The sequence below is a fragment of the Hymenobacter citatus genome, assembly GCF_014333615.1.
Classification (GTDB): domain Bacteria; phylum Bacteroidota; class Bacteroidia; order Cytophagales; family Hymenobacteraceae; genus Hymenobacter; species Hymenobacter citatus.
In genome coordinates this window covers 11,506-36,959 of the sequence record NZ_JACSCY010000017.1, presented here as the reverse complement: position 1 = coordinate 36,959, position 25,454 = coordinate 11,506, and the positions used below count along the sequence as shown (strand labels likewise).

The following is a 25,454-nucleotide window of genomic DNA, read 5'->3' as shown; positions in this document are numbered from 1 at the left end:
ATGGCTGGGCGCGTATATGCCGCACATTCCTTTTTTGCTTCTCCCTCTAATCTGACTCCTCATGAAAAAGACTTTTTTGCTGCTCAGCTGCGCTGCCGCGCTGACCATGGCTTCTTGCTCGGACAACAAAACCGAAACCGCCACCACCACGGATACCATGGATACTGCCGCGTCCACCACCGACGCGAATGACGCTACCTACCGCTCGCAGGCCGATGCCACTGCTCAGCGCATGGCCACCGACCTGAACGTGACAGACACCGCCGCCATATCAAAAGCCCGCGATGTGTACTACAACCGCGCCCGCAAGCTGGCCGACGTGCGCAACCAGTACACCAACGACACCACTGGCTTGGGTGCCGCCAAGCGCGCTGCCTACCTCGAGTCGAACGAGGAGTTCCACGATTTCCTGACGCCTGAGCAATACACAGCGTATACCAGCAACCCTGGCCGCTACTACGAGGAAGTAGATATTGTAACTGTGGCGCCCGCTCCGGCCCCCCTTACGCCTGGTCAGAAAATTGAGCGTGCTGCCGCTGGTGTGGCACCCGGTACCAAAGTAAAAGGCCCCGATGGCAGCAAGATTGAGGTCGATAAAGACGGTGACATCAAAATTAAAGATGCCCAGGGCAACAAAGCCAAGAAAGCCGGCGACGATGGCACCGTGAAGCTGAAGCCTGAAGACGGCGACAAAGTGAAAATCAAATAGCCTTTTTCTCTCCTCTGAAAAGCCCGCCCGTGCAACGGAGCGGGCTTTTTTCGGCTCAATCCTCAGACAACGGGCAATAGTGCCGAAAGTCTGCGTTAGCTTTGTTTTGTGAGTATGCTACCTTTTCCACGTCTTGCGCAGTTGCGAGTGCTGCGGGTGCTGGGGCTTCTGCTGCTGGTGTGGCTGGGTGCGGCTGGCGCCGTACAGGCCCAAGTACGCGTGACGGGGACCATATCGGATGCCGAGACGCGCAAGCCCGTGCCGCGGGTTACGGTGCTGCTCCAGGGCAAGGGCCAAGGTGTTATTGCCTCCGACCAGGGCGATTTCAATCTGACCGCCACGGCCCGCGACACGCTGGTGTTTCAGGCGCTTGGTTATAAAACCCAACGCTTGGTGGTAGGCAATAGCGGCTTGTCGCAAATTATCCTGCAAATCAAACTGCAACCAACCAGTATCGAGCTGCAAAGTGTAGAGGTGCTCCAGGGACGCCCTTCGGACGCCGTAATTAACCGGGCGCTTCGCAATATCAAGCGCCCTACCCCCCCCGACAATGCTGTGAAGCGCACGGCCCCGCCCAAACCCCTGTTCCCTGTCGACAGCACGGCGCCAGCAGCGCCCTCGGCCTCGGCTACGGTGCAGAATCCTGTGAGCCTGCTCTACGAGCAATTCTCTCGTGAAGGCAAGCAGCGTCAGAAAATGGAGGAAATCAAGGCCCAGGAAAGACTCCAAAAAGCCATTAAGGCCCGGAAAGAATACAATAAGTATTTTCTGGACAACCGGGGCTACGAATAGCTATTATACGGCCTCGCCACGTATTTTTTATCAGCCTAGCCGCGCAGCTTGCTAGGGTAGCAAATTAACAATCAATACAGTATAAATTTATATATACTGTGTATAACCTTTTCAACAACCTCGTCCAGTGGCGCCCGTACGGTTGTAATATGAGAATCGGGTATCCTTGTGTTAATGAATCGCTTGATTGTTCCTCTGCGTCCACGTTTCGGCTGGCATCCTATTCAGATGCCCGCGTAGAACAGACTGTAGCCAACAATCTGGCTTGTTTGCAGCGTATTCTGACGTATAACGTAGAAAACGATCTGCTCTTTTTCCGGATTGGATCGAATATCGTACCGTTCGGTTCGCATGCCATCAACACCTACCCGTGGCAAACCCGGTTTGCGGCAGAGTTCAGAGCCATTGGCGACTACATCCGGCAGCACCATATGCGCGTGTCGCTGCATCCCGACCAGTTTGTGGTCCTGAACTCACCCGATACAGGGATTGTAGAGCGTAGTATTGCTGAGCTGGTGTACCAGGGCTCCATGCTGGATCTAATGGGCATGGATACCACTGCCAAGCTGCAAATTCACGTGGGAGGCCTCTACAACAACCGCGAGCTAGCAATTAATCGGTTTGAGGACACATACCTAGCCCTACCCGAGCAGGTGCGTAGTCGGGTGGTTATCGAAAACGACGACCGGCTGTTCAGCCTGCGCGACTGCCTGCGCCTGCACGAGGCCGTGGGTGTTCCTATCCTGTTTGATACCTTCCACCACGAATGCCTAAACCATGGCGAGCCAATGGCAGAAGCCCTGCGCTTGGCCGCGGCCACGTGGCATCCAGTCCACGACGGCGTGCCGATGCTGGACTATAGCTCGCAGCAGCCCGGTGAACGCAAAGGCAAACACACCACTACGCTGGTCGACGCCTTGTTCCACGACTTGCTACCGCACTTGCAAGGCCTCGACGCGGATATCATGCTGGAAATAAAAGATAAAGAATCCAGTGCCCTACGTGCGGCAACTATTCTACGGCAAGCGGGTCTACTACATACCGCTTCTTAATTCTCCGCTCCCTCATCTCATTTAGCTATGGCAAACCTCCCTTCCACTCACTCCAGTGACGTACTCCTCACCCATACTATACAGGCCCTGTTACAAGGTCCTACCGGTATGCCTATCAGCACAGCACTTACCCACATCGACCAGTGGTATCAGCTTCTAATTGACAGTGGTATACCAGCCTTTCAGGACATTGCCCGCGAGCTGGGCAACTTGCAATCATTAATCAGCGCCGAGTTAGATCTTTTCGACGGCAAATCCATCGGCAGCTCGCTTAGTATGCTGGGAGCTCAAACCATTCAGGCCGCTGATAAAGTGGAGGATGCTCTGAAAGCAGATTTGAGCAAGCTCGGCGACTTACTTATTAAGTTTGGCGGTGATTTAGAGAATCATATCTCGCCGGCGTAAGAAGTTGACGCCACTTATACGCAAGCCCGTTTCCCTCTATGGAAACGGGCTTTTTTTCGGCCAAACAGTTCGTTACATAGCGCCTTGCATGAGTGCCATCGTAGTATAAATAGATTACGAATACATTATGGGATTTTTAAACTACTTCAATACCAACCACATGCGATAGTAATACATAATTATATTAGGTTTTGCAAAATCGTACTAAGCTTAGTATATTTCCAGAACCTTTAAACGCCCTATTCCTGTGTTTAGGCCGTTCTGCTCTCTTTCTCCTTACCCGTCCCGCCCATGTATACACCAGCTGAAGAACTCGAGCTTACTTGGTATGAGAAGCTACTCATGTATGGCGCGTTGAGCTGGTCTGGCGTGGCAGGCTACTGCCTCGTGCATATACTTTCCTAAGCTCAGCAACGACTACTTATAAAGTAGGCAAGCTATTTTTGCATAAGAGCGAAGTAGAAACCTAGTGTACTGGATTTCTACTTCGCTCTCTCTGCCACGACTTAACACATCGTTGCTAAAACAGAGTAAAAAGAATAAATAGCAGATAGAAAAGCCCGTTTTCGATATGGAAACGGGCTTTCTTATGTTACAGGACCTATACTACATCATTCAACTCAGAATTCTGGTGTAGCCTACCAATATTCTTCTGAAGTACTATATTCAGATGCGAGCTTGCTGATGGTAGGTGATGAGCCGCTTGCCTTCCCTCACTGTACATTAAATCTAGTGCTTAGTAGACCAGACTCAGTGAATTTGAGGTAGCGCTTGAAATGATCCGATTACGCTGGAAAGTTGAAGGCTACTCAAAACACGGAGGCCAGGGTTGCTACTCTGCTGCTAAAAAATCGCGAACTGCTTGTTCGGTGATAAGATAGCTAGCGACATTGCGCCGGGCTTTATCGTTGTCGTGCCCAGAGTATTGAGAACGAACTTGACCACTCAATACGAGTGCCCGCGCTTCTTCCTCTGTGATACTTAACCGATCAGCCAATTTTCGCTCCATAGGACGATTGACGCCGATGCGGTACACTCTACTCAGTTTCCGCTCCTCTATAAGAGCTTCCATTAATACATCGAAGTGCTTTCTATTTTCCGCTAAGCGCTGCGTCAAGTCCTTAGCCGCAACTGCTGAGCTATCAAAGAGCAATGGATCATGAATTGCATTATTCGCTTGCAGCATATCCCCCTCACCTAATACAAGCCAATCCATCTGCACTTGTGGTAATGCAACGCCTATCTTTTGTAGGATTGCCACCGTGGGCGCACTTTGTCTGCTACCCAAAATTGCACCCAGCCTTTGGTAGCTGATGCCTACTACCTTCGCAAAGGCTGCTTTATTACCCTTATGATAATACTGTACCAGCTCAGCTATTCGCTGATTGACAGATTTCGGCTTCTTTTCATCCATAACGTATGCATCCACTTTCTCGTCATTTTGCATAAAACAGAACAACAGATGCAAATTTGGATTATTCCAGTGAATACGCCAAAACATGCGTAACAGTGAATGCTAAATAACTCTTCGCTGCCCACAGCCTTAGCGTTATGACTCACTTTCAGCCTTTGCTCTCTGTGCAAACGCATAGTCCGCCCCCTAGCTGTACCCCGGAAAAACAAAAAGCCCGTTTCCATCTTGGAAACAGGCTTTTTCTGTGGAGTCGCAGGGATTCGAACCCTGGTCCAGACAAGGAAGGCGTCGGGCTTTCTACGTGTGTATCTATGCTTGGATTGTCGGGGTAGCCCGGGCGCATATCAGGCCTTTGGTCTACCCGTAGATGCAGTTGGGTTTCGCGGCGCGGTCACACCTCCCTCGCCGCTAGCTTCTACTTACGACGCCCCGAACTCACCCGTGTAAAAGCAAACGGATGCGGGACGATGGCATTACTTAGTACCTAGACTAGGCAGCCATGGCGTAGGAATACTCGCCAGTTATTGTTCGGACGACTTTTTAACGGGAGATTCATCCAACTCCCGACACGCTTACTCGCGACTTGCACAAGCTGTCAATTCCATGTCGACCCCAGATTAGAAAGAACGGTACCCGCCACAACAGGCGGGGCGCAAATGTACGCGGATTAGGGAGAAAACGTTGCAGCGGGGCAAATTTGTTCCGCTCACGGATTTTGCGGATTATTCGGATTGATCGGATTTTGTGGACGATTGCGAAGCTGGTTTTGTCAGTTGATACCGCAACGCATTTTCACAATGATAGTATTCAGCAGCCGGCAGAGGTGCCGGGTTGAAACGCCACGTTGCAATCGTCCACAAAATCCGACGAATCCGAATAATCCGCAAAAATCCGTGATCTGGGCTGTATCTTTGTAGGATAGCACTATGGAGAATTTCGTTGTTTCGGCCCGGAAATACCGTCCGGCCACGTTTCGGAGCGTGGTGGGGCAGCAGCACGTTACTACTACCCTGCAAAACGCCATTGCCTCGCAGCACCTGGCGCAGGCCTTCCTGTTTTGCGGGCCGCGGGGGGTAGGCAAAACCACCTGCGCCCGCATCCTGGCCAAGACCATCAACTGCGAGTTTGTGGAGGAGCACGTGCGCAAGGGCCGCTCGGTGGCGGAGCTGGTGGCGGCGGGCCGGCAGGACATCATCCCCGACTCGGTACTCAACTCCTCTACCCCCGACGCGCCCACTGAGCTGGAAGCCTGCGGCAAGTGCTCATCGTGCCGGGCGTTTCAGGAAAACGCGTCCTTCAACGTGCACGAGCTGGACGCGGCCTCCAACAACTCAGTGGAAGACATCCGCTCCCTGGTGGAGCAGGTGCGCTACGCCCCGCAGCAGGGACGCTTCAAGGTGTACATCATCGACGAGGTGCACATGCTCTCAAATGCGGCCTTCAACGCGTTTCTGAAAACGCTGGAAGAGCCGCCGGGCTATGCCATCTTTATCTTGGCTACCACCGAGCGCCACAAGATTATTCCTACCATCCTGTCACGCTGCCAGATCTTCGACTTCAACCGGATTCGGGTCGACGACATTCGCGGGCATTTGCGTTATGTGGCCAATCAGGAGAAGATCAAGGCCGAGGACGATGCGCTGCATCTGCTGGCGCAGAAGGCCGATGGTGGCTTGCGCGACGCGCTGAGCATGTTCGACCAGATGGTGACCTTTGCTGGACACGACCTCAGCTATAAGGATGTGGTGCAAAACCTGCACATTCTCGACTATGAGTACTACTTCCGGCTTGTAGATGCGCTGCTCAGCGAAAACCTGTCGCAGACGCTGCTCTTACTGGATGAGGTAATGCAGAACGGTTTCGACCTGCACAACTTTGTAGTGGGCGCCGCCGAGCACCTGCGCGGCCTGCTGGTGTGCAAAGACCCTGTGACGGTGCAGCTGCTGGAGGTGTCGGAGGGCATCCGGCAGAAGTACGTGCAGCAGGCCCAGGCCGCGCCGCTGGCCTTCCTGCTTTCGGCCCTGAACCTGGTAAGCCAGTGCGACCGGGAGTTCAAGCAGGCCAAAAACCAACGCCTGCACGTGGAGCTAACGCTGATGAAGCTGGCCTACCTCAACGGCGCCGTGCAGTTTGCCCGCGACCTGAGCGGCCCCGCCACCAACGGCGAGGCGAAAAAAAAAAATAGTGCCGTAGCCTCGCCTACCCCGGCGGCAACAAACAACCAGTTGGTAGCGGATGGCACCGCCGAGGCTCCGGCTACGTATACGGCACCTCCGGCTACCCCTGCCCCAACGCCACCTGCTACCCGTTCCCTACCCTCGCCTACCCCAACAATGGCTGCCCCTCCGGCAGCCCCTGCCCCAGCGCCGCAACAAGCCCCTACCCCCGTCTCTGGGCCCGCTGATCCACAACCCATTGTGCCGATAGAAAGTGGTGTGGAAGAGTTGCACGACACACCCAGCATTGAGGACGAAACCGCCGACGCGCCCAACCCTACCCAGCAGTTTCGGGATACGCAGCCGCACGTGGAGGTAGGGCGACCCAGCTTCGAGGGGCACGAGCCGGCTCCTGGTCTGCCCCTCCCCCCAGTTACGCGTCCCAGCGGTCCTATCCAGTCGAAGGTGCCGAGTCTGCCGAGCTTATCGGCCCTGAAAGCGAAGGTGGCCCAGCAGGCTAGCACCACTAAGGCGGACCCTACCCTCGACGTAGAACCCACCGCCGTGGACGGCCTGCCGCCGGTAGATGCGGAGGTGTTGCACCGCGTATGGAATGAAATAAAGGAAGAGCGCAAGGCCCAGGAACGGATGAGCGAATACATGGTGCTCAACCGCCCCGTACAGGCCAACGAGCGACACGTGATTGAGCTAATTGTGGACAATCCGGTGCAAGTAGACCAGTTCAACGAGTTTCGGGCGGAGCTGCTGACGGAGCTGCGGCGGCGCACGGGCTACCCCCGCCTCACGGTGCAGGTAAGCGTGGCCCCGCAGGCCCAAACCGCCCGCAAGCTCTACACGTCGTCGGATAAGTTTGAGTACCTGGCCGAGAAGTTTCCGATGCTGCATGAGATGAAGCAGCGCCTGGGATTGGATACTGACTTCTGATCACGGATTCGATCGGATTTTTCGGATTGGTCGGATTTTGTGGACGAGTACTGGTTGGCTGTCATCCTTCATCTGGCGTCCGCTTGCGAAGGACCTTATGCCCGCGGAACGAGTCGTTGGTACGCTTGTCGTTCTGGCGTGAGAAGGTCCTTCGTCACCGCTTGATGCGCGGAATACTCAGGATGACAGCCAACCAGTACTCGTCTACAAAATCCGTGTAATTCGTTTCAATCCGCGCGAATCCGTGGTCCGTGGCTCCTTCATACACAAAATTTCGCACTTCGAGGGCGCGGCAGGGTATTTCGGGGATGGTTGGGCTTTTTATTCCAAAAGAGGCCCCCTATCTTTGATTTCTTAACCCCTCCGCACCGCCTTCCTGTGAAAAAACCCTTTCTACTAGTACTTCCGGCCCTGGCTACGCTGGGTTTCACCCAGTGTCAATCCAGCAAACCGGCTGCTACTGCTCCTGCCACCGAAGCCCCCGCTACCGCCGCGAAGCAGAAAGAGTACAAGTACGAAACGGTGGCAGGCGACCCGCTGAAAGCTCGTATCTACACCCTGGATAACGGCCTGACCGTCTACCTCTCCGACTACGACGACGCCCCGCGTATTCAGACGTACATAGCCGTGCGCGCCGGCTCCAAAAACGATCCGCACGACGCTACCGGCCTGGCCCATTACCTGGAGCACATGGTGTTCAAGGGTACCTCCAAGCTAGGCACGCAGAACTGGCAGGCCGAGAAGCCTGAACTAGACAAGATTGAGGGTTTATACGAACAATACCGCGCCACGCGCGACGCCGCCCAGCGCAAAAAGCTCTACCACCAGATCGACTCTGTATCGAGTGTGGCAGCTAAGCTGGCCGTAGCGAACGAGTATGACAAGGTGATGGGCGCTATTGGCTCAAAGGGCTCCAACGCTTATACTTCGGTGGAGCAGACGGTGTATCAGGAGGATATTCCGAGCAACCAGATTGAAAAGTGGGCCGCCATTCAGAGCGAGCGACTGAAGGAGATGGTGCCGCGTCTGTTCCACACAGAACTGGAGGCGGTATACGAGGAGAAAAACCGCACCCTCGACAACGACTTTTCCAAGGAATATCAGGCGCTGAACGCGGGTCTGTACCAGAAGCACGAGTACGGCACCCAGACCACCATCGGCACGATTGAGCACCTGCAAAATCCGTCGATTACGGAGATTAAGAAGTATTTCGGGCAGTACTACGTGCCCAACAACCTGGCCCTGGCCCTGAGCGGCGACTTGGACTACGACCAGACCATCCGCCTGATTGACCAGTACTTCGGGCAGCTGGAACGCAAGCCGGTACCGCAGTTTGAAGCGGCCAAGGAAGCGCCTATTACTACCCCACTGGTGAAGGAAGTGGTAGGGCCGTCGGCCGAAAACGTGATGCTGGGCTTTCGCTTTCCCGGTACTACCACCGACGATGCGCTGGTGTTGCGCATGATCGACAAGATCCTGACCAATGGCCAGGCCGGCCTCATCGACCTCGACCTGAACCAGCAGCAGAAAGTGTTGCAGGCGGCCTCGTTCACGGATTTGAATGATGATTACTCCTCGCACATCATGTACGCTACCCCGCGCCAGGGTCAGACCCTGGATCAGGTGAAGGCACTGCTGCTGGGTGAGCTGAACAAAGTGAAGAAGGGCGACTTTCCGGACTGGCTGATTCCAGCCATCATCAACAACGAGGAGCTGCAACGCACCAAGAGCTACGAGGACAACGAGGCCCGCGCCGGCGCCTTCGTGGCGGCGTTTATTGCCCGCCAGGACTGGCAAGACTACCTCAAGCAGTTCGACGACTTCGCCAAGATCAAGAAGGAAGACGTGGTGCGTGTGGCTAATCAGTATTACCAGAACAATTACGTGGTGGTATACAAGCGCACCGGCCAGGACAAAACCACCGAGAAGGTAGTGAAGCCGGCCATTACGCCGGTGCCCGTGAACCGCGACGCTGCTTCCGACTTCTACAAGCAGGTGACAGCTATGCAGTCGCCGGAATTGCAGCCGGTGTTTGTGGATTATAAGAAGGATATTCAGGAAGTTAAATTGAGTTCGGGCGTGCCGGTGTTCTACACCCGCAACGCTGAGAATAACCTGTTCAATCTCTACTACGTGCTCGACATGGGCACCAACGCCGACCCACGCCTGGGCCTAGCCACCGACTACCTCCAGTACTTGGGCACTGATAAGTACACGGCCGCGCAATTGCAGCAGGAGTTCTACAAACTAGGCTGTTCGTTCTCGGTGAGCAGCGGGCAGGACCGCACGTTTGTGAGCCTCTCTGGCCTCGACAGCAACATGGAGCCGGCGTTGCAGCTGTTTGAAAGCCTGTTGCGCGCTCCCAAGGCTGATGCCGAGGCCCTGAAAAACATGGTAGCCGGCACGCTCAAAGCCCGCCAGGACGCCAAGCTAAATAAGAACGTGATTCTGCAACAGGCCATGGTGAACTACGCCAAGTACGGCCCCAAGAATCCGTTTACTACCCAACTGAGCGAGAAAGAGCTAAAGTCTCTGAAGCCGCAGGACTTGATTAGCCGCTTGCAGCAGCTCACGGGCTACCAGCACCGCGTGTTGTATTATGGTCCGCAGCCTACCGACAAGGTCGTAGCTGTGCTGAACGCCGACCACAAAACGCCCGCTACCCTCAAGCCTGTGCCGGCCGACAAGGACTTTGCCGAACAACCCATGAACCAGCGCCAGGTGTACTGGGTGGACTACAACATGGTGCAGGCCGAAATCCTGTTCCTGACCAAGGGCGACGCCTACGACAAAGCGCTGGTGCCCACGGTGAGCCTGTACAACGAGTATTTCGGTGGGTCGATGGGGAGCATTGTGTTCCAAGAGCTGCGCGAGAGCAAGGCGCTGGCGTACTCAGCCTCGTCGCGCTACGCGAGTGCCGATAAGCTGGGCCGCTCCAACTACATCACCTCCTACATCGGCACGCAGAGCGACAAGCTGCCCGAGGCTATGGCTGGCATGGCGGGTTTGCTGAACGATATGCCCGCGGCGGAAGCAAACCTAACAATTGCTAAGAACGCCATTCGCAACAGCATTGCCACGGAGCGCATCACCAAGTCGAACATTCTGATGAGCTACGAGCGCGCCAAGCGCCTCGGTCTCGATTATGATGTGCGCCGCGACGTGTATGAGAAAACGTACAACATGAGCTTTGACGACTTGAAGAAGTTTCAGGAGGCTAAGGTGAAAGGCCAGAACCAAACCATTCTCATTATCGGCTCCAAAGACCGTTTGAATTTCAAGGAGCTTGCTAAATACGGCAAGGTTCAACAACTTACCCTGAAAGAGATTTTTGGGTATTAACCCTGTCATCCTGAGCGGAGCGAAGGACCTTCTCACGATAGAACGTGTATCGTGCAGCAACCGCGCTACCGTGAGAAGGTCCTTCGCTCCGCTCAGGATGACAGTCATTTTACCAATCGTAACACTTTATAGACCGTCACCTAACAACTGACACTTTTCACAATGGCAGAACAAAAAATTACCATCCAGAACGGCAAATTGAATGTGCCGGACCAGCCCATCATCCCATTCATTGAGGGCGACGGTACGGGTCCCGATATCTGGGCGGCATCCGTAAAAGTATTCGACGCAGCAGTGGAGAAAGCCTATGGCGGCTCCAAGAAACTGGTGTGGAAAGAGGTTCTGGCCGGTGAGAAAGCATTCAAGCAAGTAAACAACTGGCTGCCCAACGAAACGCTGGACGCTTTCCGCGAGTACCTGGTAGGCATTAAAGGCCCCCTGACTACCCCCGTAGGCGGCGGCATTCGCTCGCTGAACGTGGCTCTGCGCCAGGAGCTAGACCTGTACGCTTGCGTGCGCCCCGTGCGCTGGTTTGAGGGTGTACCCTCGCCTGTGAAGCAGCCCAACCTGACCGACATGGTGATTTTTCGCGAAAACACGGAAGACATCTACGCCGGCATCGAGTACATGAACGGTACGCCCCAGGCTCAGAAAATGCTGGAATTCCTGCAAGACGAGATGGGCGTGAAGAAAATCCGCTTCCCCGAGTCGTCTTCGTTCGGCATCAAGCCGGTGTCGAAAGAGGGCACGGAGCGTTTGGTGCGCGCGGCTATTGAGTACGCCATCACGCACAAGAAGCCGTCGGTGACCATCGTGCACAAGGGCAACATCATGAAGTTCACCGAGGGTGCCTTCAAAACCTGGGGCTACGAGCTGGCCGAGCGCGAGTTTGGCGACAAAGTATACACCTGGGCCCAGTACGACAAAGTGCTGGCCAAGCAAGGCCAGGAAGTAGCCGATGCTCAGCAAAAAGCGGCTCTGGAAAGCGGCAAAATCCTGATCAAGGACAGCATTGCTGATGCATTCTTGCAGCAGATTCTGCTCCGCCCCGCTGAGTACTCGGTAGTGGCTACCCTGAACCTGAACGGCGACTACATCTCCGATGCACTGGCCGCCATTGTGGGTGGTATCGGCATCGCACCGGGCGCCAACATCAACTACACCACCGGCAACGCCATCTTCGAGGCTACCCACGGCACTGCGCCCAAGTACGCCAACCTCGACAAAGTGAACCCCGGCTCGGTTATCCTCTCGGGTGCCATGATGCTGGAGTACATGGGCTGGCAGGAAGCCGCCGACCTGATCTACAAAGGTCTGGAAGCTGCCATCGCCTCCAAGCGCGTTACCTACGACTTCGAGCGTCTCATGGACGGCGCTACCCTGCTGAAGTGCAGCGAGTTCGGTGACGAGATTGTAAGCAAAATGTAGTAAGTTGGCTTAGGCCAAATAATAAGAACCCCCGCGTTGGCTGAAAGGCTGGCGCGGGGGTTTTGATTTTGTAACATGGAAAGTCGCTTCCGTATCCACTACCTTTTCCTTTCAAGCATTCTTCTACTTCTTTCATCATGCAATTATAAATCGCATGCTCCCACTAACTTCTCAGTTCATTTAATTTATGGGTATGATAAAGTGTATATCAGTAATGCTACTCAAACTTTTACTAGAGAAATTATTTTTGCAGGTGATACCACAGTCAACATTAAATTTAGTCAAACACAGCTAGATAGTATTTACAAGGAGCTGTCTGATATAAACTATTACGTACTACCTACAGAGGTTACAGCTTTATGCACCGAAAGAGTTATTCCTAGGGGTAGCCAGTCCACGTTGACAATAAGTGAAGATGGGAGAATTAAGAAGATACTTTATAATGATGATTGTCACCGCTATGACCTGAACGATATCAGAGCCAAAAATCTGCGTCATGTTATAGCTGTGATTATACATATGGCGAGGAGAAAGCTACCAGTAAAAAGTTTACCAGAATCAGGTTTTATAGTTTTGTGAGTTCGTTGCCGTATGCCTATAACTCGCACTCGCTCAGATATGCCGAGTGAGGACTGCGTTTAAGGTACCTACCCTAAACGTGACCAAACTCTACTAACTACCGAATCCTGCTACCATGCAAACCCAACAACAACTTAAAGCAATCCTCCGCGACCTAAAGCCGCTGTTAGCTTCCCGATTTCATGTGCGGCGGTTGTGGTATTTTGGCTCCTTTGCTACTGGGCAACCGGGTCCGGAAAGCGACGTGGATATCTTGGCGGAGTTTACAGAACCACTAGGGCGGGATTTTTTCGAGTTGGAAAAGCTGTTGAAAAATGCCTTGCACCGGAAAATAGACCTCGTAACACCAGATGCGCTGAAACGGCAGTTGCGGGAAAGTATCATGGCCCAAGTCCGGTATATCTGATGGCTACTACGCGCACTCGCTCGGCTGCGCCGAGTGAGACTTACGCTTGAGGGGCTCTGCCCCGAATTCGGCCGCGCCGCTTGAACAATACTACCTAACGACCACAACCGCACGCAGCAGAGCTGCTTGAGCGTAGGGCTCACTCGGCGCAGCCGAGCGAGTGCGGGGTGCGGGAAGTGTGGGGAGTGCGGCGTACAGGAATTGTGAATTGACATGTTGCGCACTATGTTTAGCTTCAATACATAATTCTATTTCCTGTGTCAGAACTTCGTAAAGCGTACCCCGGAGGATTGTTCTTTTTAACGTTGACTGTAGTAGGATGGGTAGATGTATTTATTCGCCCGCAATACACAGATATTATTCTTGATAGCCTACGATATTGCCAGCATCATAAAGGGTTGGAGGTGTATGCTTACGTCATTATGAGCAGTCATATTCATCTGATTGCTGCTCGAACGGAGGGTAACCTCAGCGACATATTGCGTGACTTGAAAGCGCATACAGCCCGACAGCTGCTCAAAGCTATTGCCGAGAATGAGCAGGAAAGCCGCCGAGAGTGGATGATGCGCTTGTTCGCGTATTATGCCCGACCACAACGCCAAAACGAACAGTATATGTTTTGGCAAAAAACCACTTTCCCTATTCCGCTCTGGACACCGGCCGTAGTACAGCAGAAGATGGATTATATTCATAATAATCCGGTAGCGGCTGGCTTAGTTACAGCACCAGAACACTACCCTCTGAGCAGTGCCTGCTATTTCAGCCCTCTCCAAACACTACCTCTATAAATTCGTTTTGTATCGATGCCTCTACGCACGCCGCACCGCCGCACTCCCGCCGCACTCGCTCGGCTGTGCCGAGTGAGTTCTACGCTTGAGGGGCTTTGCCCCGAATCCGTATGTGCCATATGGGCAAGGCTGCGCTAACGTCAGGCAGACGCGCGCAGCAGAGCTGCTTGGGCGTAGTCGTCACTCGGCATAGCCGAGCGACTGCGGCGTGCGCTCAGCATGACAGTTTCCTACCCTTCCACCCGCCTACCCTGCTCCAGCCGCAGCACCTGCGTCACGCTTTGCGGGATTTCGTGGGGGTAGTGGCTCACGTAGATGAGCGTGACGTTGCTGACTTGGCAGATGCGGTCGAGGACGTGGCGGAAGTGTTGTTGCTGCTGGGCGTCGAGGCCCTGGCAGGGCTCGTCGAAGAGGTAGAGGGGCGGGTTGCGCACCAGGGCGCGGGCCAGCAGGCATAGGCGCTGCACGCTGGTAGCTACCTGGCGGAAGGGGGTAGCGGCGTGCTCCTCCAGGCCCAGTAGGCGTAGCCAGCGGCGGGCAATGGCGGCCTTGTCGGGTTGGCTGGGGCGGAGCAGGCCCAGCGTTTCGTAGAAGCCCGACTCGATGATGTGCAGGCAGCTTTGCCGGGCCGGGAAGTACTGGAACAGCTCCGGCGACACAAACCCGATCTGGCGTTTGATGTCCCAGATACTCTCGCCGCTGCCGCGCCGCCGGTCGAAGAGCGTGATGCGCTGGCGGTAGGCCTGGGGGTTGTCGCCGTTGAGCAGGCTGAGCAGGGTGCTTTTGCCGGCGCCGTTGGGGCCGGTCAGCGCCCACCGCTCGCCGGGCTTCACTTCCCAGTTGATGTGGTCGAGCACCGTTTTGTTGCCATAGCTGATGGTCACGTCGTCGAGGCGCACGATGGTTTGGAACTGCGGGGGCGGCGTGAGGGCCAGCAGGGCGCGCAGCTCGGTTTCATCCAGGGTAGGCAAGCCGGCTGCGGTGAGCTGGTCGGGGTGAAAACCGGCCTTCTCCACGGTTGCCGCTACCCTACCCGCTTGCAACACCGCCACGTGCGTGATGCCGGCCGGCACCTCGTGCGGGCTGGTCGCCATTATCACCGTAATACCCGAGGCCATGATGGCCGCCAGCAACTCATCGAAGGCGGCGCGGCTTTGCGCGTCGAGGCCGGTGAGGGGCATGTCGAGCAGGAGCAGCGCGGGGTTGCGGAGCAGGGCCGCAGCCAGCAGCAGGCGGCGGGTTTCGCCGTTGGAGAGCTTGATGAGGCGCTGGGCCTGCAAGTGCGTCAGGCGCAGCAGCGTTGCTACCCGCTCGTAGGTCCAGTGGGGTGCGGCGGCGGCCAGGGGCACGGCCCGCAGGTAGTCTTCTACGGTGGGCACGCTGTCGGTATCGGTGGCGTTGAAGCGCTGCTGGTAGTAGATGTCGGTGGTGTTGGCCAGCGTGCGGAAGCTGGGCCGGGCGGGCACCAAGCTCACCAGGCGGCGCCACGTGAAGAGCGGGTCGTGGGTGGCGGCGGCGCGTTCCTGGGCCAGGGCATCGAGTTGGGAGTAGGTGGCCCGGCCGCCGGTGATGGTCAGCTGGCCGGCCAGGGTGGTGAGCAGGGCGCTTTTGCCAGAACCACTTTCGCCCACCAGCGCCCAGTGCTGGCCGGGTTCCAACCGAAAAGTCAGATTTGAAAACAGAACGCGGTTGAGGTGACGAACAGTGACGTTTTCGAGGGCGAGCAAAGGTTCAGACATCAGCAAGATTGATTTGGGCTGGCAGCTTACGCACGCGTATTGAAATTTCCCAATACCATATCGGCTGTGCTACAACGGCCAACCCACTGCCGCAGCTACCTTGCGTGCATGAACGCATATCCTACCCTGAATACGGAACGCCTATTGCTGCGCCAGCCGCAGGCTCACGATATTCCAACCATCGTACAACTGGCCAACGAGCCAACAGTAGCCCACATGACGCTGAACATTCCGCATCCATACGCAGAATCGGACGCCATCTATTGGCTGAACGCTGCCAACCAGGGTTTTGCCAGCGGCTTGCACCAGGTATTTGCCATCGAGCTGCGGGAGACTAATCAATTTATCGGCGGCATTGGCATCACCGTGGAGCCGCGTTTCAACCGGGCTGAGGCAGGCTACTGGGTAGGCAAGCCGTTCTGGAACAAGGGCTTTGCCACGGAAGCGCTGCGGGCCGTGCTGGCTTTTGGCTTCGAAACGCTGGAGCTGCATAAAATATTTGCCACGCATTTGACTGAAAACCCGGCTTCCGGCAAAGTAATGCAACGCGCCGGCATGCACTGGGAAGCCGAGCTGCACCAGCATGTGCGCAAAAACGAGCAGTATCTTGACCTGATGCAGTACCAGCTCACGCGGCCGATTTACCTGGCGTCGTCTGCCGGTCCGACGCCGTAGGCGTCCGACCGGTTGCCGCCTGCTGACGTTGGGCAGGCCTCGCGCTGCTGTTTCCGATGCTTGTAGCACGCGGCGCGGATGTCAGCTTGCGACAACCGGTCGGACGCCTACGGCATCGGACCGGCAGGCGACCCACTCACAACAGTTCAAAACTCGAAACCCGCCGTTAGCTGCGCGCCTTCGTACTTGAACTCCTCCACGCTGGAGCGCTGGCCCAGGCCCACGTGGTTGAAGCCGCGCAGGTAGCGGGCCGTCAGACTCAGGCGGTTGGTCAGCTGCACGGCCACGCCGACGGTGCTCAGGATGCTGCGCTCCTCCGTGTCGTGGGTGGTGTTGGTGGTGGTGCCGGCCGCGGTTTGCTCCGCCCGAATCAACAGGTCGAACTGAGGGCCGGCCACCACCCACAGGCGTGGCACCACTTGGTAGCGCACCGTGAGGGGTAGGGAAAGGTAGGCGAAGCTGTACTGGCTATTGGTGGTTTTGTTGGCGCCGCGCATTTGGGCGAGCAGGTAGTCTTGCTCCAGCGCCCATTTGTGGCCCAGCGGCACGCGCATTGTCAGGCCCGCCACGGCGCCTACCCGGTAGCTGGCCGCTACCGGCACGGCGGGGCGGGGCACCCCCCGATTGAAGTTCATATTGATGAGGTTGGCGCCGGCTCGCACGCCAAATACTACTGCTCGCTTTTCGCCGTCAGAAGGCGCGACCGGCGCTGGCTTGCCAGGGCGGTGGGAAGCTTGGCCGATGGTTGGTCGAGCCGTGAGTAGGGTAGGCAGCCCCAGCAACCCGATAAGGAGTAGCGTGTGTTTCATGCAAAAAGGCAGCCTGGTAGCTGCCTCAACCGAAGCGCCAGCTGTACGGCATAAATATATATGCCCAACGCTATTCTTTGCGAATACCGTTGGGCATATTGTGGTTACCAGGACTTACGCGCTAAGCGTGTGCAGACGTCTGCCGGTCCGACGCCGTAGGCGTCCAACCGGTCATCGTTGAATGAGCCGCGTGCTGACGCTTGCAGCCCGCCTACCCACGCGGCGCGAGCATCCGCTACGATACCGGTCGGACGCCTACGGCGTCGGACCGGCACACGCTCAGTACGCAAGTCCTGATTACGTGTTTGTGCAGAGCCGCTTAGCGCGGCTCATCGCCAAATTTCTCGTTGCGGCCGCTGGTGTCGGGCTGGCCGGTGAGGGCACCTTTAGCCATCTGAAACAGGCTGTTGACCTTGCCGCCGGGCTTGTCCCAGTACTCGGCCTGGTGGAAATCGATTTTGAGCAGGGTGATGTTCGGGTCATCTTTGCCTTTCGGGAACCACGCTTTCAGGCCGTCGTTCCAAAGCGCGTCGATTTTGGCCTTGTCTTTCCGGACTTCGGCAGTACCAGCTAGGCTCACGTAGGTCTCGGCACTTTCGTTGGAATAGTTGATGCCTACCCGGCTATTGGCTTTGATTTCTTCTACTTTGCGCGAGTCCTCGTAGGTGAAAAACCACAGCGTGCCGTCGTCGTCGAGGCCGTGCGTGTACATGGGGCGGCTGTGGAAGTCGCCGTCGGCTTCCTGCGTGGTAAGGATGGCGTAGCGGATGTCTTTGATTTTATCCTTGAGCGTATCTAGCTCCTGGGGTCGGATGGCGGCTGACATAACAGAATAGTGGTTGGTGGAAGGTTTAGCATAGAACGACCCACACCGCTGCGGGTTAGACTATTCACGGCATTCACCAACATTCTGTACATCAGCCACAACTGCGCTAGCCCGCAGATACGCCGGGTTTCCGATGGCGCCACAGCCAGCCACCGGCCCCTAGCACCAGCAGCAGCCCTACCCCCATCACGCCCAGCATCAGCCCGATGGAAACCGGATACAGTAGGCTGCCGCCCACAACGACGGCCACGCCTAGCCCCCAGAGCACTTCCGCACCAGCCGGGCCGGTGCGGAGCGGCAGTTGGTGCAGCGCGGCCGGGTGAGCGGGCGGGTAGAGCAGGAACTTCAGGCGGGGGTAGTCGTGCAGCAGTAGGCCCAGCGTGAGCACCAGAAACCCCGTAACTAAGTAGGGCGTGCCCACCCAGTGCTGCGACCAAGTAAGGAAAATGATGTTCAGCCACATGGGCACCAGCATCAGTGCACCCAGCAGGGCAAAGCGGCCCGTGAGCAGCAATATGCCAATCAGCAGCTGCGCCACCCCAATGAACTGGGCGAAGATTTCCAGGCTGTGCTGGGCCAGAAAGGCGTGGTCCATAGGCGGCCCCATCAGCCCCGGAATGTGATTATCGGAGAGCTTATAGAGGCCGCCGCCCAGCATAAACGCGCCCAGCAAGAGGCGGGTGCCCACCACATAGAGCCGCCGCAGCCAGCCCCCTACCCCCAGCGCTACCGCCGTAGCCGCGAGGGGTAGGAGAATGCAACACGCATAGAAGATACTGACCATCGCCCTACCCTATTCGCGTGCCAAGGCACGCAGCGCCGCACCGGGCAGCGTGGCCCGAACACTATCCGAGAACTGGTAGCGCAGGTCGGAAATCGTGGGCGCATCCAGCGTGAAGGCACTGTTATGCTGAAAGTTCAGCCGCGCCGCCCCAATGGTATTGGTTTTGGCGATGCGCACGTTGGCTGTACTGCCGGGCGTGGTGCCGGCCACTACCCGCAGTTGCCCCAGTTGGTTCTGCCCCAGCTCCACCGAAGCGTTCTGATCGGCAGCGAGAAGCAGGCTGTCTTGGTGGAAGCCGTTCAGCTGTACAACGGCTGAAGGCAAATCCGGATTCAAGGGCATTGCCGGAGGCGCTTGGGCCACACCGGCCGCGGAGGAGTTGACGAGTAGCATAGCCAAGCGGGGGCAGTTCACGACGACGACATTTGGCGTCCAATGGCTGCGCGAGTTGCGTTGCTTGGCGAGGTCGATGATGCGCAGGCGGCGCCCGGTTTGCACCACCTGTATCGAATCGGCTTTGTTGTGTTGCCGCACGGCAAACGGGCCGGCTTCGATTTTCACGGTTAAGCGGCTGCCGGGCGCTAGCTCTACCTCATCAAAATCGCGTAGCGTTAAGGCGCTGTAGTCGCGGTAGGGGTTGCGGAACTCGCCGCGGTTGTACTCGGCGCGCAGAGCCACGTTGTAGGTAGCCAGCGAGGCCACCAGGATCAGGATTCCGACAAGCAAAAGTTTGGTGCTGGTTTTCATGGCTAGGAAGAAGGTAGAGTGGCGGCTTGCTCCTGCTGAAACCGGGCGTAGCGCTCCTGCACTTCGTCCAGGCTGATGTCGAGCAACGACACGGTTTTGAAAAACTCGGGCAGCTCCTGTTGCAGGAACCGCTCCTTGCGCAGAGCTTTCACCTGCTGCGCGGCCTCGGGGGCCACAAAAAAGCCCAGGCCGCGCTTGTTGTAAATCACCTCCTGCTGTTGCAGCAAATCATAGGTTCGCATCACCGTGTTGGGGTTTACCTGTAAGTCGCCGGCCAGCTCGCGCACCGACGGAATCTTCTCGTCGGCCTGCCACTTGCCCAGCAGAATATGGTCGCTCATGTACCCGGCTATTTGCAGGTAGATGGCCTCGTTGTCTTTAAATTCCATGTCGATTTTCCTCCTGATTACACCTGCTTTTCGCGCAGGCGGGCGTAGGCAGCGGCCCAGAAAAGCAGCGTCAGCACCGCAAAGGCCAGCCCTACCCACTGCGTTTGCTCGTCGGGCAGCCCTACCGTATAAAACGAGTGCGTTGTGCTAAAACGCAACTCATTGAACGGAAAGCTGAGCGCTAGCTCCGACCCGAAAATTGTTTTCAGCACTTGGAAGTTGAGCAACGTTAAGACGCCCAGTATTCCGAAAAAAACGAAGGCAGTTTTCACAAAATGCGCCTTCTCGAAGGCAATGGCACCTATCAACATCACCGCATGCAGCACCGCGTAGATATAAAAAGCGGAATAAGGCCGGTGCTCACCCGAAAACAGCCCCACGGCCTCATGGTAGTTATCGGTAGTATTGAACAACAACAGCACAATACTATTTGCCAGGTAAAACACCGGCACATACACCAGCAGAAACAGCATAAAGGAGTAGAGCCAGCCCACCAGATATTTCTCTAGGGTAGACGCGGGCAGGCACAGAGCGGCAATAGCGCGATTTTTGGAGCCAAACTGCTGAAATACCGTGCTGGTGAAGAACGTGCCTGCTGCCAGCAGAAACAACACGAAGAAGATAGTTTGTACGTCAGCGTTCATCGAGCCGCCTTGCAGGAGGCTTAGCGCCAGCATCACCACCAATATTCCCCCAAATAGCACGGCCGCGCCCATCAGATACTCGCGCAGGTGCTCGGCGGTGTGTTTGCGAAACAGCCGCCCAAAACGTCGGAAACTAAACAGGTTGTGCATAGGAAGGCTGTTTTAGAAATGGCAAAAGAGTAGAGCTGCCGCTGGTGGCGGCGTTGAATAGCAGTTCCAGGTCTACCCGGCTGTAGGCGCCGGTAGCGTTGGGCACAATGGCCTGCCGACCGCGCACCGAGTCCTCGGCGTAGAGTACGGGCGTGGTATCGGTGGCGGGGAGGGTAGCGAAGGTGAGCTGCTCGGTGAGCTGATCCAGGCTGTGGTTGAGGGCAATTTGGCCGTCGTGCAGCACCACCACCGTATCGATGAGGCTGTCCAGGTCGCGCACCTGGTGGGTGGAGATGATCATGCACCGCTCCTCCGTAAGGGCCGAGGCCATAATGCGCCGGAACTGGGCTTTAGACGGAATATCGAGGCCGTTGGTGGGCTCGTCCATCACCAACAAGCTCGTGTTGGTGGCCAGGGCGAAGGCAATCATGAACTTCTTCTGCTGCCCGAAGGAAAACTTACTAAGCACGGCGTGGGCCGGCACCTCAAACTCGTGCAGGTAGCGCGTCAGCTCCTCCTGGCGGAAGCGGGGGTAGAAACCAGCCGTGTTGGCCACAAACTGCGCCGCCGTGAGGGCCGGCACGTACAGCTCCTCGGCCAAAAAATACACCTCCTCCAGCACCGAGGGTAGGCGTCGCTGCGCCGATACGCCGTCAATCAGGCACTGCCCCGCTTGCGGAAAGGCCAAGCCCACCATGTTCTTGAGCAGTGTGGATTTGCCCGCGCCGTTTTTCCCCAGCAAGCCATAAATATGGCCACGGGAAAGGGAAAGCTGCACGTTTTGCAGCAAGGGGGAGTGCCGGCGGTAGCCGAAACTCATGTTCTGGATGTCTACCATAGCTATTGCCTTAGTGTATTACTTAACTAGTACACTACAAACATAAGCGTAAGCAGATGATCTGTACAATAGTCTGACGATATTTATTTTTGAGGCGAAGGCAACAGACAAAAAAGGCCCATTGCGCGTGATGCGCAATGGGCCTTTCTCCTTAAGAACACTCGTTATTATTTCGATTGAATACTGCCAAACGCGCCGGGCAGGCCGCTTTTATCGGGCTGAAACTCCATGGAAATAGAGTTCATGCAGTAGCGCTTATGCGAGGGCGGCGGGCCGTCGTTGAACAGGTGGCCCAGGTGGGCGTCGCAGCGGCCGCAGAGCACTTCTACGCGTTCCATGTTGTGGGTGTGGTCGGCTTGGTAGCGCACGCTTTTGGGGCGCAGCGTCTGGAAAAAGCTGGGCCAGCCGCATTCACTGGCAAACTTGGCATCGGAGCGAAACAGGGCATTTCCACAGGCCGCGCAGTAGTACGTGCCTTTGCCGGTGGTGTTCCAATACTGCCCCGTGAAGGCCCGCTCGGTGGCTTTGTTGCGGGCTACCTCGTAGAGTGCCGGCGACAGCACTTTCTTCCATTGCGCATCGCTTACGTGCAGGCGCGTAGTATCAGTGCGGGAGTAATAAGGGTTGGCGGGACGCGTGACAGGGGTAGCCGCTTTGGCTTTCGATGGCGTGGTCTGGCCGAAGGTGGTCAGGCTGCCAGCGCTTAGCAGGACGAGCAGGAAAGAGCGAATAAACATGCGGGCAATGAATGTAAAAGGAATATGCATCATACGTAGCTGCCTTCCTGAGCGGATGTGCACCTATTCTGTACGCAACAGCGCGGCGCGGCATCCTGTTCCGCAGGGTAGCAGCCGCAGCCTATCCTACAGCGAGGTTAACTCGCAGTCCCCTACCCTCGTTTGTACCAATAAACCGCAACGCATGGCAAAATCCAACGAGCCTTCTTACCCGCACCTGGCCCTTTCGCTCAGCGACCGGCTGGCCCTAGAGCGCACCCGCCTAGCCAACGAGCGCACCTTGCTGGCCTACCTGCGCACTGGCATGGCGTTGATTATCGGGGGCTTATCCCTCATGAATTTCTTCCGGGACCATGTCTACGTCTGGATCGGGGCAGTCTTCGTCCCGTTGGGTGTGGCTGTTGTGGTAGGCGGCTGGTCGCGCTACCGATTCAAGCGGCAGCGCATCCACGCCAACATGCTCACGGCCCTGGCACAGGCTTAGCGTTCCTGCGGATGGGCAGCCCGTAGCACCCGCGCCGTCACCGACAATTGCCCCACGTGACGCATGGTGTGCTCGGCGGCGTGCGTTAGCAGCCCAACCACAGTGGAGGGTAGCCCCGCCCGCCCTACCCCCCGATACTCGGGCAGCGTGGTTTCATCAGTAGCACGCAATTGAGCCAAGGCGCTGTCTACCTGCTGCGCAAAGGCTGCCACCAGAGCGTCGGGGGTGATTGGCGCGTTGGTATCGTCGTGGCCCTCGGCGGCCAGGGCGGCTAGCTGGACTGGCGTGAGGGCCTCGGCGCGGGCGTAGGTGAAGATGCGGTCGAGCACGCCGGTGAGGTGCTGCAAATGGAAACCCACAGAAGCCACACCGGCCGGCCGTTGCCACAGCAGTGAGGCCGGAAAACCAGCCAGTACTTCCTGTATTTCTTCGCGGGCTTGCAGCAGAGCGTGCGCCACGGGTTGGAGCAGCGGCGGCACCTCGGACAATGGGCCGCGCAACCATACTTCCGGCATATCAGGCATTTGGGTGGTAGCTAAGTGATGCGGTGTGCGACGTAAACAAGTAGCAACAGGCACGCCAAAACAATAAGTGCTATAACCTGCAACCAGTTTCAGTTGTTGGGTCTAGTATCTTGCCTTTAGACGAAAATTTCTTTCTTTTTTGCAATCGATACCGGTAACGTTTTCAGCGAATTACTTGAAAAAAAGCTGTGGGAAGCTGGTTTTTTCTGTGTTCATTTGGCACCACCGGTTCGCGCTACAACGGCCAATGAGTATCAATCACTTGGCTCGCGGCGCCGGTGGTTCTACGATAGTCTGGCCTTTTCGATCTGATCTTTCACGCAATTCCGCGCCTCTGTTTCTTTTCTATTCCCTATGCCCCCCATCGTTTCGCCCCAGGTTGAGTTCAATGCCTTGCTCGCGCAGGTAAAGCAGTACACACCCGAGATTTTTGACCAGCAAGGTCAGTTTCTGAACCTGCTGGAAGGCAAATGGCAGGAGCCGGGCAAACCACGCTCGTTCGTATCGCCCATTGATGGCACGGTGCTGGGCAGCCTACCCATGTTGGAGCGCGTCACTGCCTTACGCGCGGTAGAGTTTGCCCGCGGCGAGTTTCCAGCCTGGGCGGCTACCGACCTCGATGAGCGTCGCCGCCGCGTGCAGGACTGCCTGGACCAGTTGCGCACGCACCTGGAGCTGATTGCCAAGCTGTTGATGTGGGAGATTGGCAAAACGTACAAGCTGGGCTTCACCGACATCGACCGGTGCATAGACGGAGTGCAGTGGTACAACGACAACATAGAGCAGATGCTGGGGCGCCGCAAGCCGCTGGGCCTGGTCAGCAACATTGCCAGCTGGAACTACCCTATGTCGGTGCTGCTACACGCGGTGCTGGTGCAGGTGCTGTGCGGCAACTCCGTTATTGCCAAAACGCCCACCGACGGCGGCTTTATTTCCCTGAGCTTCACCTTTGCCATTGCCCGCCGCTGCGGCCTACCCGTGACGCTGGTGAGCGGCCCCGGTGGCGAGCTGAGCGACGTGCTGGTAAAAGACCATCATATTGATTGCCTGAGCTTTGTGGGCGGACGCTACAACGGCCGCAACATCGCCGATGCCCTCGACGAGAACCAGAAGCGCTACATGCTGGAGATGGAAGGCGTAAACACCTACGGCATCTGGGACTACTCCGACTGGGATACGCTGGCCGGCCAGCTGCGCAAGGGCTACGACTACGGCAAGCAGCGCTGCACGGCCTACGTGCGCTTTGTGGTGGAGCGCCGCCTATTCCCGCGCTTCCTGGAAACCTACTGGAACGTGATGCAGTCCCTGAAAATTGGCAATCCCACGGTGGTGCAAAACGCCAACGACCCGCTGCCCGAGTTGGCGTTTGGGCCGGTTATCAACGCCGCGCAAGCCCAGGAGCTAGACCGCCTCTACCAGGATGCCATGAAAACCGGTGCTACCCCCCTGCTCGAAGGCCACCTGCCCGACGAGTTGTTTCTCCCCGGCCAGGACCGCTCGGCCTACCGTGCCCCACGTGCCCTCGTGAACCTGCCCCGCCAGAGCGAGCTGTACTTCAAAGAGCCTTTCGGCCCCATTGATACTATTGTGCTGGTAGACCGCCAGGAGGAATTGGTAGGCGAGATGAACATCTCCAACGGTGCGCTGGTAGCTGCTATAGCCTCCGATGATGAGCGGCTGGCCCAGCGCACGGCCAAAGAAATCCGCGCCTTTAAAGTAGGCATCAACCAGCTCCGCTCCCGCGGCGACCGGGAAGAGGTGTTCGGCGGCCTGGGCGAGTCTTGGCGCGGGGCCTTTGTGGGCGGCAAGCTGCTGGTAGAAGCCGTGACCGAAGGCGCTTCCGACCAAGCCCTGTACGGCAACTTCGACGACGCGATTCTGCTGCCGGATAATCCGTAGTTCAGTTAAGAATTAAAAAAGCAGAAGGTAAAAGGCGTCTGTCGTCTTGAGCAGAGCGCAGGCCTTTCTCACGAGAGAACAACGACTCGTTCGTACGTGGGAAAGGCCTGCGCTCTGCTCAGGACGACAGACGATTTTATGTTCTCTCCCTGCTACCCTACCCATCTACTCCGCCCGCAACGTGTTACCTTGC

At 56.7% G+C, this 25,454-nt stretch carries 23 protein-coding genes and 1 other RNA gene; 12 read left to right on the top strand and 12 right to left on the bottom strand.

Annotation, left to right across the window (positions count from 1 at the left end):
- Positions 1–61 precede the first annotated feature (61 nt).
- The 4 genes from H8B15_RS17510 to H8B15_RS17495 all read left to right on the top strand — a co-directional run bounded on the left by H8B15_RS17510 (position 62) and on the right by H8B15_RS17495 (position 2,958).
- Positions 62–709 carry a hypothetical protein gene (locus H8B15_RS17510; RefSeq protein WP_187320946.1) on the top strand — a complete coding sequence of 216 codons (648 nt, stop codon included), beginning with the start codon at positions 62–64 and terminating at the stop codon, positions 707–709.
- 114 nt (positions 710–823) lie between these two features.
- Complete coding sequence (locus H8B15_RS17505; protein ID WP_187320945.1) at positions 824–1,501, top strand: carboxypeptidase-like regulatory domain-containing protein; 678 nt, start codon at positions 824–826, stop codon at positions 1,499–1,501.
- Between the two features lie 149 nt (positions 1,502–1,650).
- Positions 1,651–2,553 (top strand): UV DNA damage repair endonuclease UvsE, encoded by a 903-nt coding sequence (gene uvsE, locus H8B15_RS17500; protein ID WP_187320944.1) that lies wholly within the window; start codon positions 1,651–1,653, stop codon positions 2,551–2,553.
- Between the two features lie 27 nt (positions 2,554–2,580).
- Positions 2,581–2,958: a hypothetical protein gene (locus H8B15_RS17495; protein WP_187320943.1), complete on the top strand. Its 378-nt coding sequence runs from the start codon at positions 2,581–2,583 to the stop codon at positions 2,956–2,958.
- Between the two features lie 832 nt (positions 2,959–3,790).
- Here H8B15_RS17495 and H8B15_RS17490 read toward each other — a convergent pair.
- Entirely contained in the window at positions 3,791–4,459 is a 669-nt protein-coding gene (locus H8B15_RS17490; RefSeq protein WP_187320942.1) for a hypothetical protein, read from the bottom strand.
- Between the two features lie 155 nt (positions 4,460–4,614).
- Positions 4,615–4,986, bottom strand: a transfer-messenger RNA (tmRNA) gene (gene ssrA / locus H8B15_RS17485).
- A gap of 312 nt (positions 4,987–5,298) precedes the next feature.
- On the opposite strand from ssrA, the gene dnaX reads away from it, so the two are divergent.
- The 5 genes from dnaX (at position 5,299) to H8B15_RS17460 (ending at position 14,016) form a co-directional block, all read left to right on the top strand.
- Positions 5,299–7,473 carry a DNA polymerase III subunit gamma/tau gene (dnaX, locus tag H8B15_RS17480; RefSeq protein WP_187320941.1) on the top strand — a complete coding sequence of 725 codons (2,175 nt, stop codon included), beginning with the start codon at positions 5,299–5,301 and terminating at the stop codon, positions 7,471–7,473.
- A 378-nt stretch (positions 7,474–7,851) separates the two neighbouring features.
- Entirely contained in the window at positions 7,852–10,815 is a 2,964-nt protein-coding gene (locus tag H8B15_RS17475; protein ID WP_187320940.1) for an insulinase family protein, read from the top strand.
- 162 nt (positions 10,816–10,977) lie between these two features.
- On the top strand, positions 10,978–12,243 hold the full coding sequence (icd, locus tag H8B15_RS17470; RefSeq protein WP_187320939.1) for an NADP-dependent isocitrate dehydrogenase: 1,266 nt from the start codon (positions 10,978–10,980) through the stop codon (positions 12,241–12,243).
- 694 nt (positions 12,244–12,937) lie between these two features.
- Positions 12,938–13,228 (top strand): nucleotidyltransferase family protein, encoded by a 291-nt coding sequence (locus H8B15_RS17465; protein ID WP_187320938.1) that lies wholly within the window; start codon positions 12,938–12,940, stop codon positions 13,226–13,228.
- A gap of 257 nt (positions 13,229–13,485) precedes the next feature.
- Positions 13,486–14,016, top strand: a complete 531-nt coding sequence (locus H8B15_RS17460) for an REP-associated tyrosine transposase (RefSeq protein WP_187320937.1) — start codon at positions 13,486–13,488, stop codon at positions 14,014–14,016.
- A 230-nt stretch (positions 14,017–14,246) separates the two neighbouring features.
- Here H8B15_RS17460 and H8B15_RS17455 read toward each other — a convergent pair whose 3' ends face one another.
- Positions 14,247–15,755: an ATP-binding cassette domain-containing protein gene (locus H8B15_RS17455; RefSeq protein WP_187320936.1), complete on the bottom strand. Its 1,509-nt coding sequence runs from the start codon at positions 15,753–15,755 to the stop codon at positions 14,247–14,249.
- 108 nt (positions 15,756–15,863) lie between these two features.
- Between H8B15_RS17455 and H8B15_RS17450 the strand changes: the two genes are divergently transcribed.
- Positions 15,864–16,430, top strand: a complete 567-nt coding sequence (locus H8B15_RS17450) for a GNAT family N-acetyltransferase (RefSeq protein ID WP_187320935.1) — start codon at positions 15,864–15,866, stop codon at positions 16,428–16,430.
- 146 nt (positions 16,431–16,576) lie between these two features.
- Here H8B15_RS17450 and H8B15_RS17445 read toward each other — a convergent pair whose 3' ends face one another.
- The 8 genes from H8B15_RS17445 to msrB form a co-directional block, all read right to left on the bottom strand.
- Positions 16,577–17,239, bottom strand: coding sequence for a porin family protein (locus tag H8B15_RS17445; protein ID WP_187320934.1), 663 nt, complete (start codon positions 17,237–17,239; stop codon positions 16,577–16,579).
- Between the two features lie 319 nt (positions 17,240–17,558).
- Positions 17,559–18,065 carry a pyridoxamine 5'-phosphate oxidase family protein gene (locus tag H8B15_RS17440; RefSeq protein ID WP_187320933.1) on the bottom strand — a complete coding sequence of 169 codons (507 nt, stop codon included), beginning with the start codon at positions 18,063–18,065 and terminating at the stop codon, positions 17,559–17,561.
- 106 nt (positions 18,066–18,171) lie between these two features.
- Positions 18,172–18,849, bottom strand: coding sequence for a DoxX family membrane protein (locus H8B15_RS17435; protein WP_187320932.1), 678 nt, complete (start codon positions 18,847–18,849; stop codon positions 18,172–18,174).
- Between the two features lie 9 nt (positions 18,850–18,858).
- Positions 18,859–19,596 (bottom strand): hypothetical protein, encoded by a 738-nt coding sequence (locus tag H8B15_RS17430; RefSeq protein WP_187320931.1) that lies wholly within the window; start codon positions 19,594–19,596, stop codon positions 18,859–18,861.
- Positions 19,597–19,598: 2 nt separating this feature from the next.
- Positions 19,599–19,985 (bottom strand): GntR family transcriptional regulator, encoded by a 387-nt coding sequence (locus H8B15_RS17425; protein WP_187320930.1) that lies wholly within the window; start codon positions 19,983–19,985, stop codon positions 19,599–19,601.
- Positions 19,986–20,002: 17 nt separating this feature from the next.
- The gene (locus H8B15_RS17420; protein ID WP_187320929.1) at positions 20,003–20,779 is read right to left on the bottom strand and encodes a hypothetical protein; all 777 of its coding nucleotides are present in this window, start codon (positions 20,777–20,779) and stop codon (positions 20,003–20,005) included.
- Positions 20,763–21,617: an ABC transporter ATP-binding protein gene (locus tag H8B15_RS17415; protein ID WP_187320928.1), complete on the bottom strand. Its 855-nt coding sequence runs from the start codon at positions 21,615–21,617 to the stop codon at positions 20,763–20,765. Before H8B15_RS17415 ends, H8B15_RS17420 begins: the two co-directional genes overlap by 17 nt.
- 167 nt (positions 21,618–21,784) lie before the next feature.
- Entirely contained in the window at positions 21,785–22,387 is a 603-nt protein-coding gene (msrB, locus tag H8B15_RS17410; protein ID WP_246455612.1) for a peptide-methionine (R)-S-oxide reductase MsrB, read from the bottom strand.
- A 151-nt stretch (positions 22,388–22,538) separates the two neighbouring features.
- Between msrB and H8B15_RS17405 the strand changes: the two genes are divergently transcribed.
- Entirely contained in the window at positions 22,539–22,838 is a 300-nt protein-coding gene (locus tag H8B15_RS17405) for a DUF202 domain-containing protein (protein WP_187320927.1), read from the top strand.
- Here H8B15_RS17405 and H8B15_RS17400 read toward each other — a convergent pair.
- Positions 22,835–23,353 (bottom strand): DinB family protein, encoded by a 519-nt coding sequence (locus tag H8B15_RS17400; RefSeq protein WP_187321003.1) that lies wholly within the window; start codon positions 23,351–23,353, stop codon positions 22,835–22,837. The genes H8B15_RS17405 and H8B15_RS17400 overlap by 4 nt on opposite strands.
- A gap of 363 nt (positions 23,354–23,716) precedes the next feature.
- Here H8B15_RS17400 and H8B15_RS17395 point away from each other — a divergent pair, with 363 nt between their 5' ends.
- A complete protein-coding gene (locus tag H8B15_RS17395; RefSeq protein WP_187320926.1) occupies positions 23,717–25,261 on the top strand; it encodes an aldehyde dehydrogenase family protein in 1,545 nt (514 codons plus the stop codon).
- The last annotated feature ends 193 nt before the right edge of the window (positions 25,262–25,454 follow it).

Coding starts and splice junctions, on each gene's coding strand:
- H8B15_RS17450 (WP_187320935.1), top strand. CDS start 15,864: ATGAACGCATATCCTACCCTGAATACGGAACGCCTATTGCTGCGCCAG.
- H8B15_RS17405 (WP_187320927.1), top strand. CDS start 22,539: ATGGCAAAATCCAACGAGCCTTCTTACCCGCACCTGGCCCTTTCGCTC.
- H8B15_RS17490 (WP_187320942.1), bottom strand. CDS start 4,459: ATGTTTTGGCGTATTCACTGGAATAATCCAAATTTGCATCTGTTGTTC.
- H8B15_RS17445 (WP_187320934.1), bottom strand. CDS start 17,239: ATGAAACACACGCTACTCCTTATCGGGTTGCTGGGGCTGCCTACCCTA.
- H8B15_RS17505 (WP_187320945.1), top strand. CDS start 824: ATGCTACCTTTTCCACGTCTTGCGCAGTTGCGAGTGCTGCGGGTGCTG.
- H8B15_RS17435 (WP_187320932.1), bottom strand. CDS start 18,849: ATGGTCAGTATCTTCTATGCGTGTTGCATTCTCCTACCCCTCGCGGCT.
- H8B15_RS17395 (WP_187320926.1), top strand. CDS start 23,717: ATGCCCCCCATCGTTTCGCCCCAGGTTGAGTTCAATGCCTTGCTCGCG.
- H8B15_RS17495 (WP_187320943.1), top strand. CDS start 2,581: ATGGCAAACCTCCCTTCCACTCACTCCAGTGACGTACTCCTCACCCAT.
- icd (WP_187320939.1), top strand. CDS start 10,978: ATGGCAGAACAAAAAATTACCATCCAGAACGGCAAATTGAATGTGCCG.
- uvsE (WP_187320944.1), top strand. CDS start 1,651: ATGAGAATCGGGTATCCTTGTGTTAATGAATCGCTTGATTGTTCCTCT.
- dnaX (WP_187320941.1), top strand. CDS start 5,299: ATGGAGAATTTCGTTGTTTCGGCCCGGAAATACCGTCCGGCCACGTTT.
- H8B15_RS17430 (WP_187320931.1), bottom strand. CDS start 19,596: ATGAAAACCAGCACCAAACTTTTGCTTGTCGGAATCCTGATCCTGGTG.
- H8B15_RS17425 (WP_187320930.1), bottom strand. CDS start 19,985: ATGGAATTTAAAGACAACGAGGCCATCTACCTGCAAATAGCCGGGTAC.
- H8B15_RS17465 (WP_187320938.1), top strand. CDS start 12,938: ATGCAAACCCAACAACAACTTAAAGCAATCCTCCGCGACCTAAAGCCG.
- H8B15_RS17415 (WP_187320928.1), bottom strand. CDS start 21,617: ATGGTAGACATCCAGAACATGAGTTTCGGCTACCGCCGGCACTCCCCC.
- msrB (WP_246455612.1), bottom strand. CDS start 22,387: ATGATGCATATTCCTTTTACATTCATTGCCCGCATGTTTATTCGCTCT.
- H8B15_RS17455 (WP_187320936.1), bottom strand. CDS start 15,755: ATGTCTGAACCTTTGCTCGCCCTCGAAAACGTCACTGTTCGTCACCTC.
- H8B15_RS17510 (WP_187320946.1), top strand. CDS start 62: ATGAAAAAGACTTTTTTGCTGCTCAGCTGCGCTGCCGCGCTGACCATG.
- H8B15_RS17400 (WP_187321003.1), bottom strand. CDS start 23,353: ATGCCGGAAGTATGGTTGCGCGGCCCATTGTCCGAGGTGCCGCCGCTG.
- H8B15_RS17440 (WP_187320933.1), bottom strand. CDS start 18,065: ATGTCAGCCGCCATCCGACCCCAGGAGCTAGATACGCTCAAGGATAAA.
- H8B15_RS17420 (WP_187320929.1), bottom strand. CDS start 20,779: ATGCACAACCTGTTTAGTTTCCGACGTTTTGGGCGGCTGTTTCGCAAA.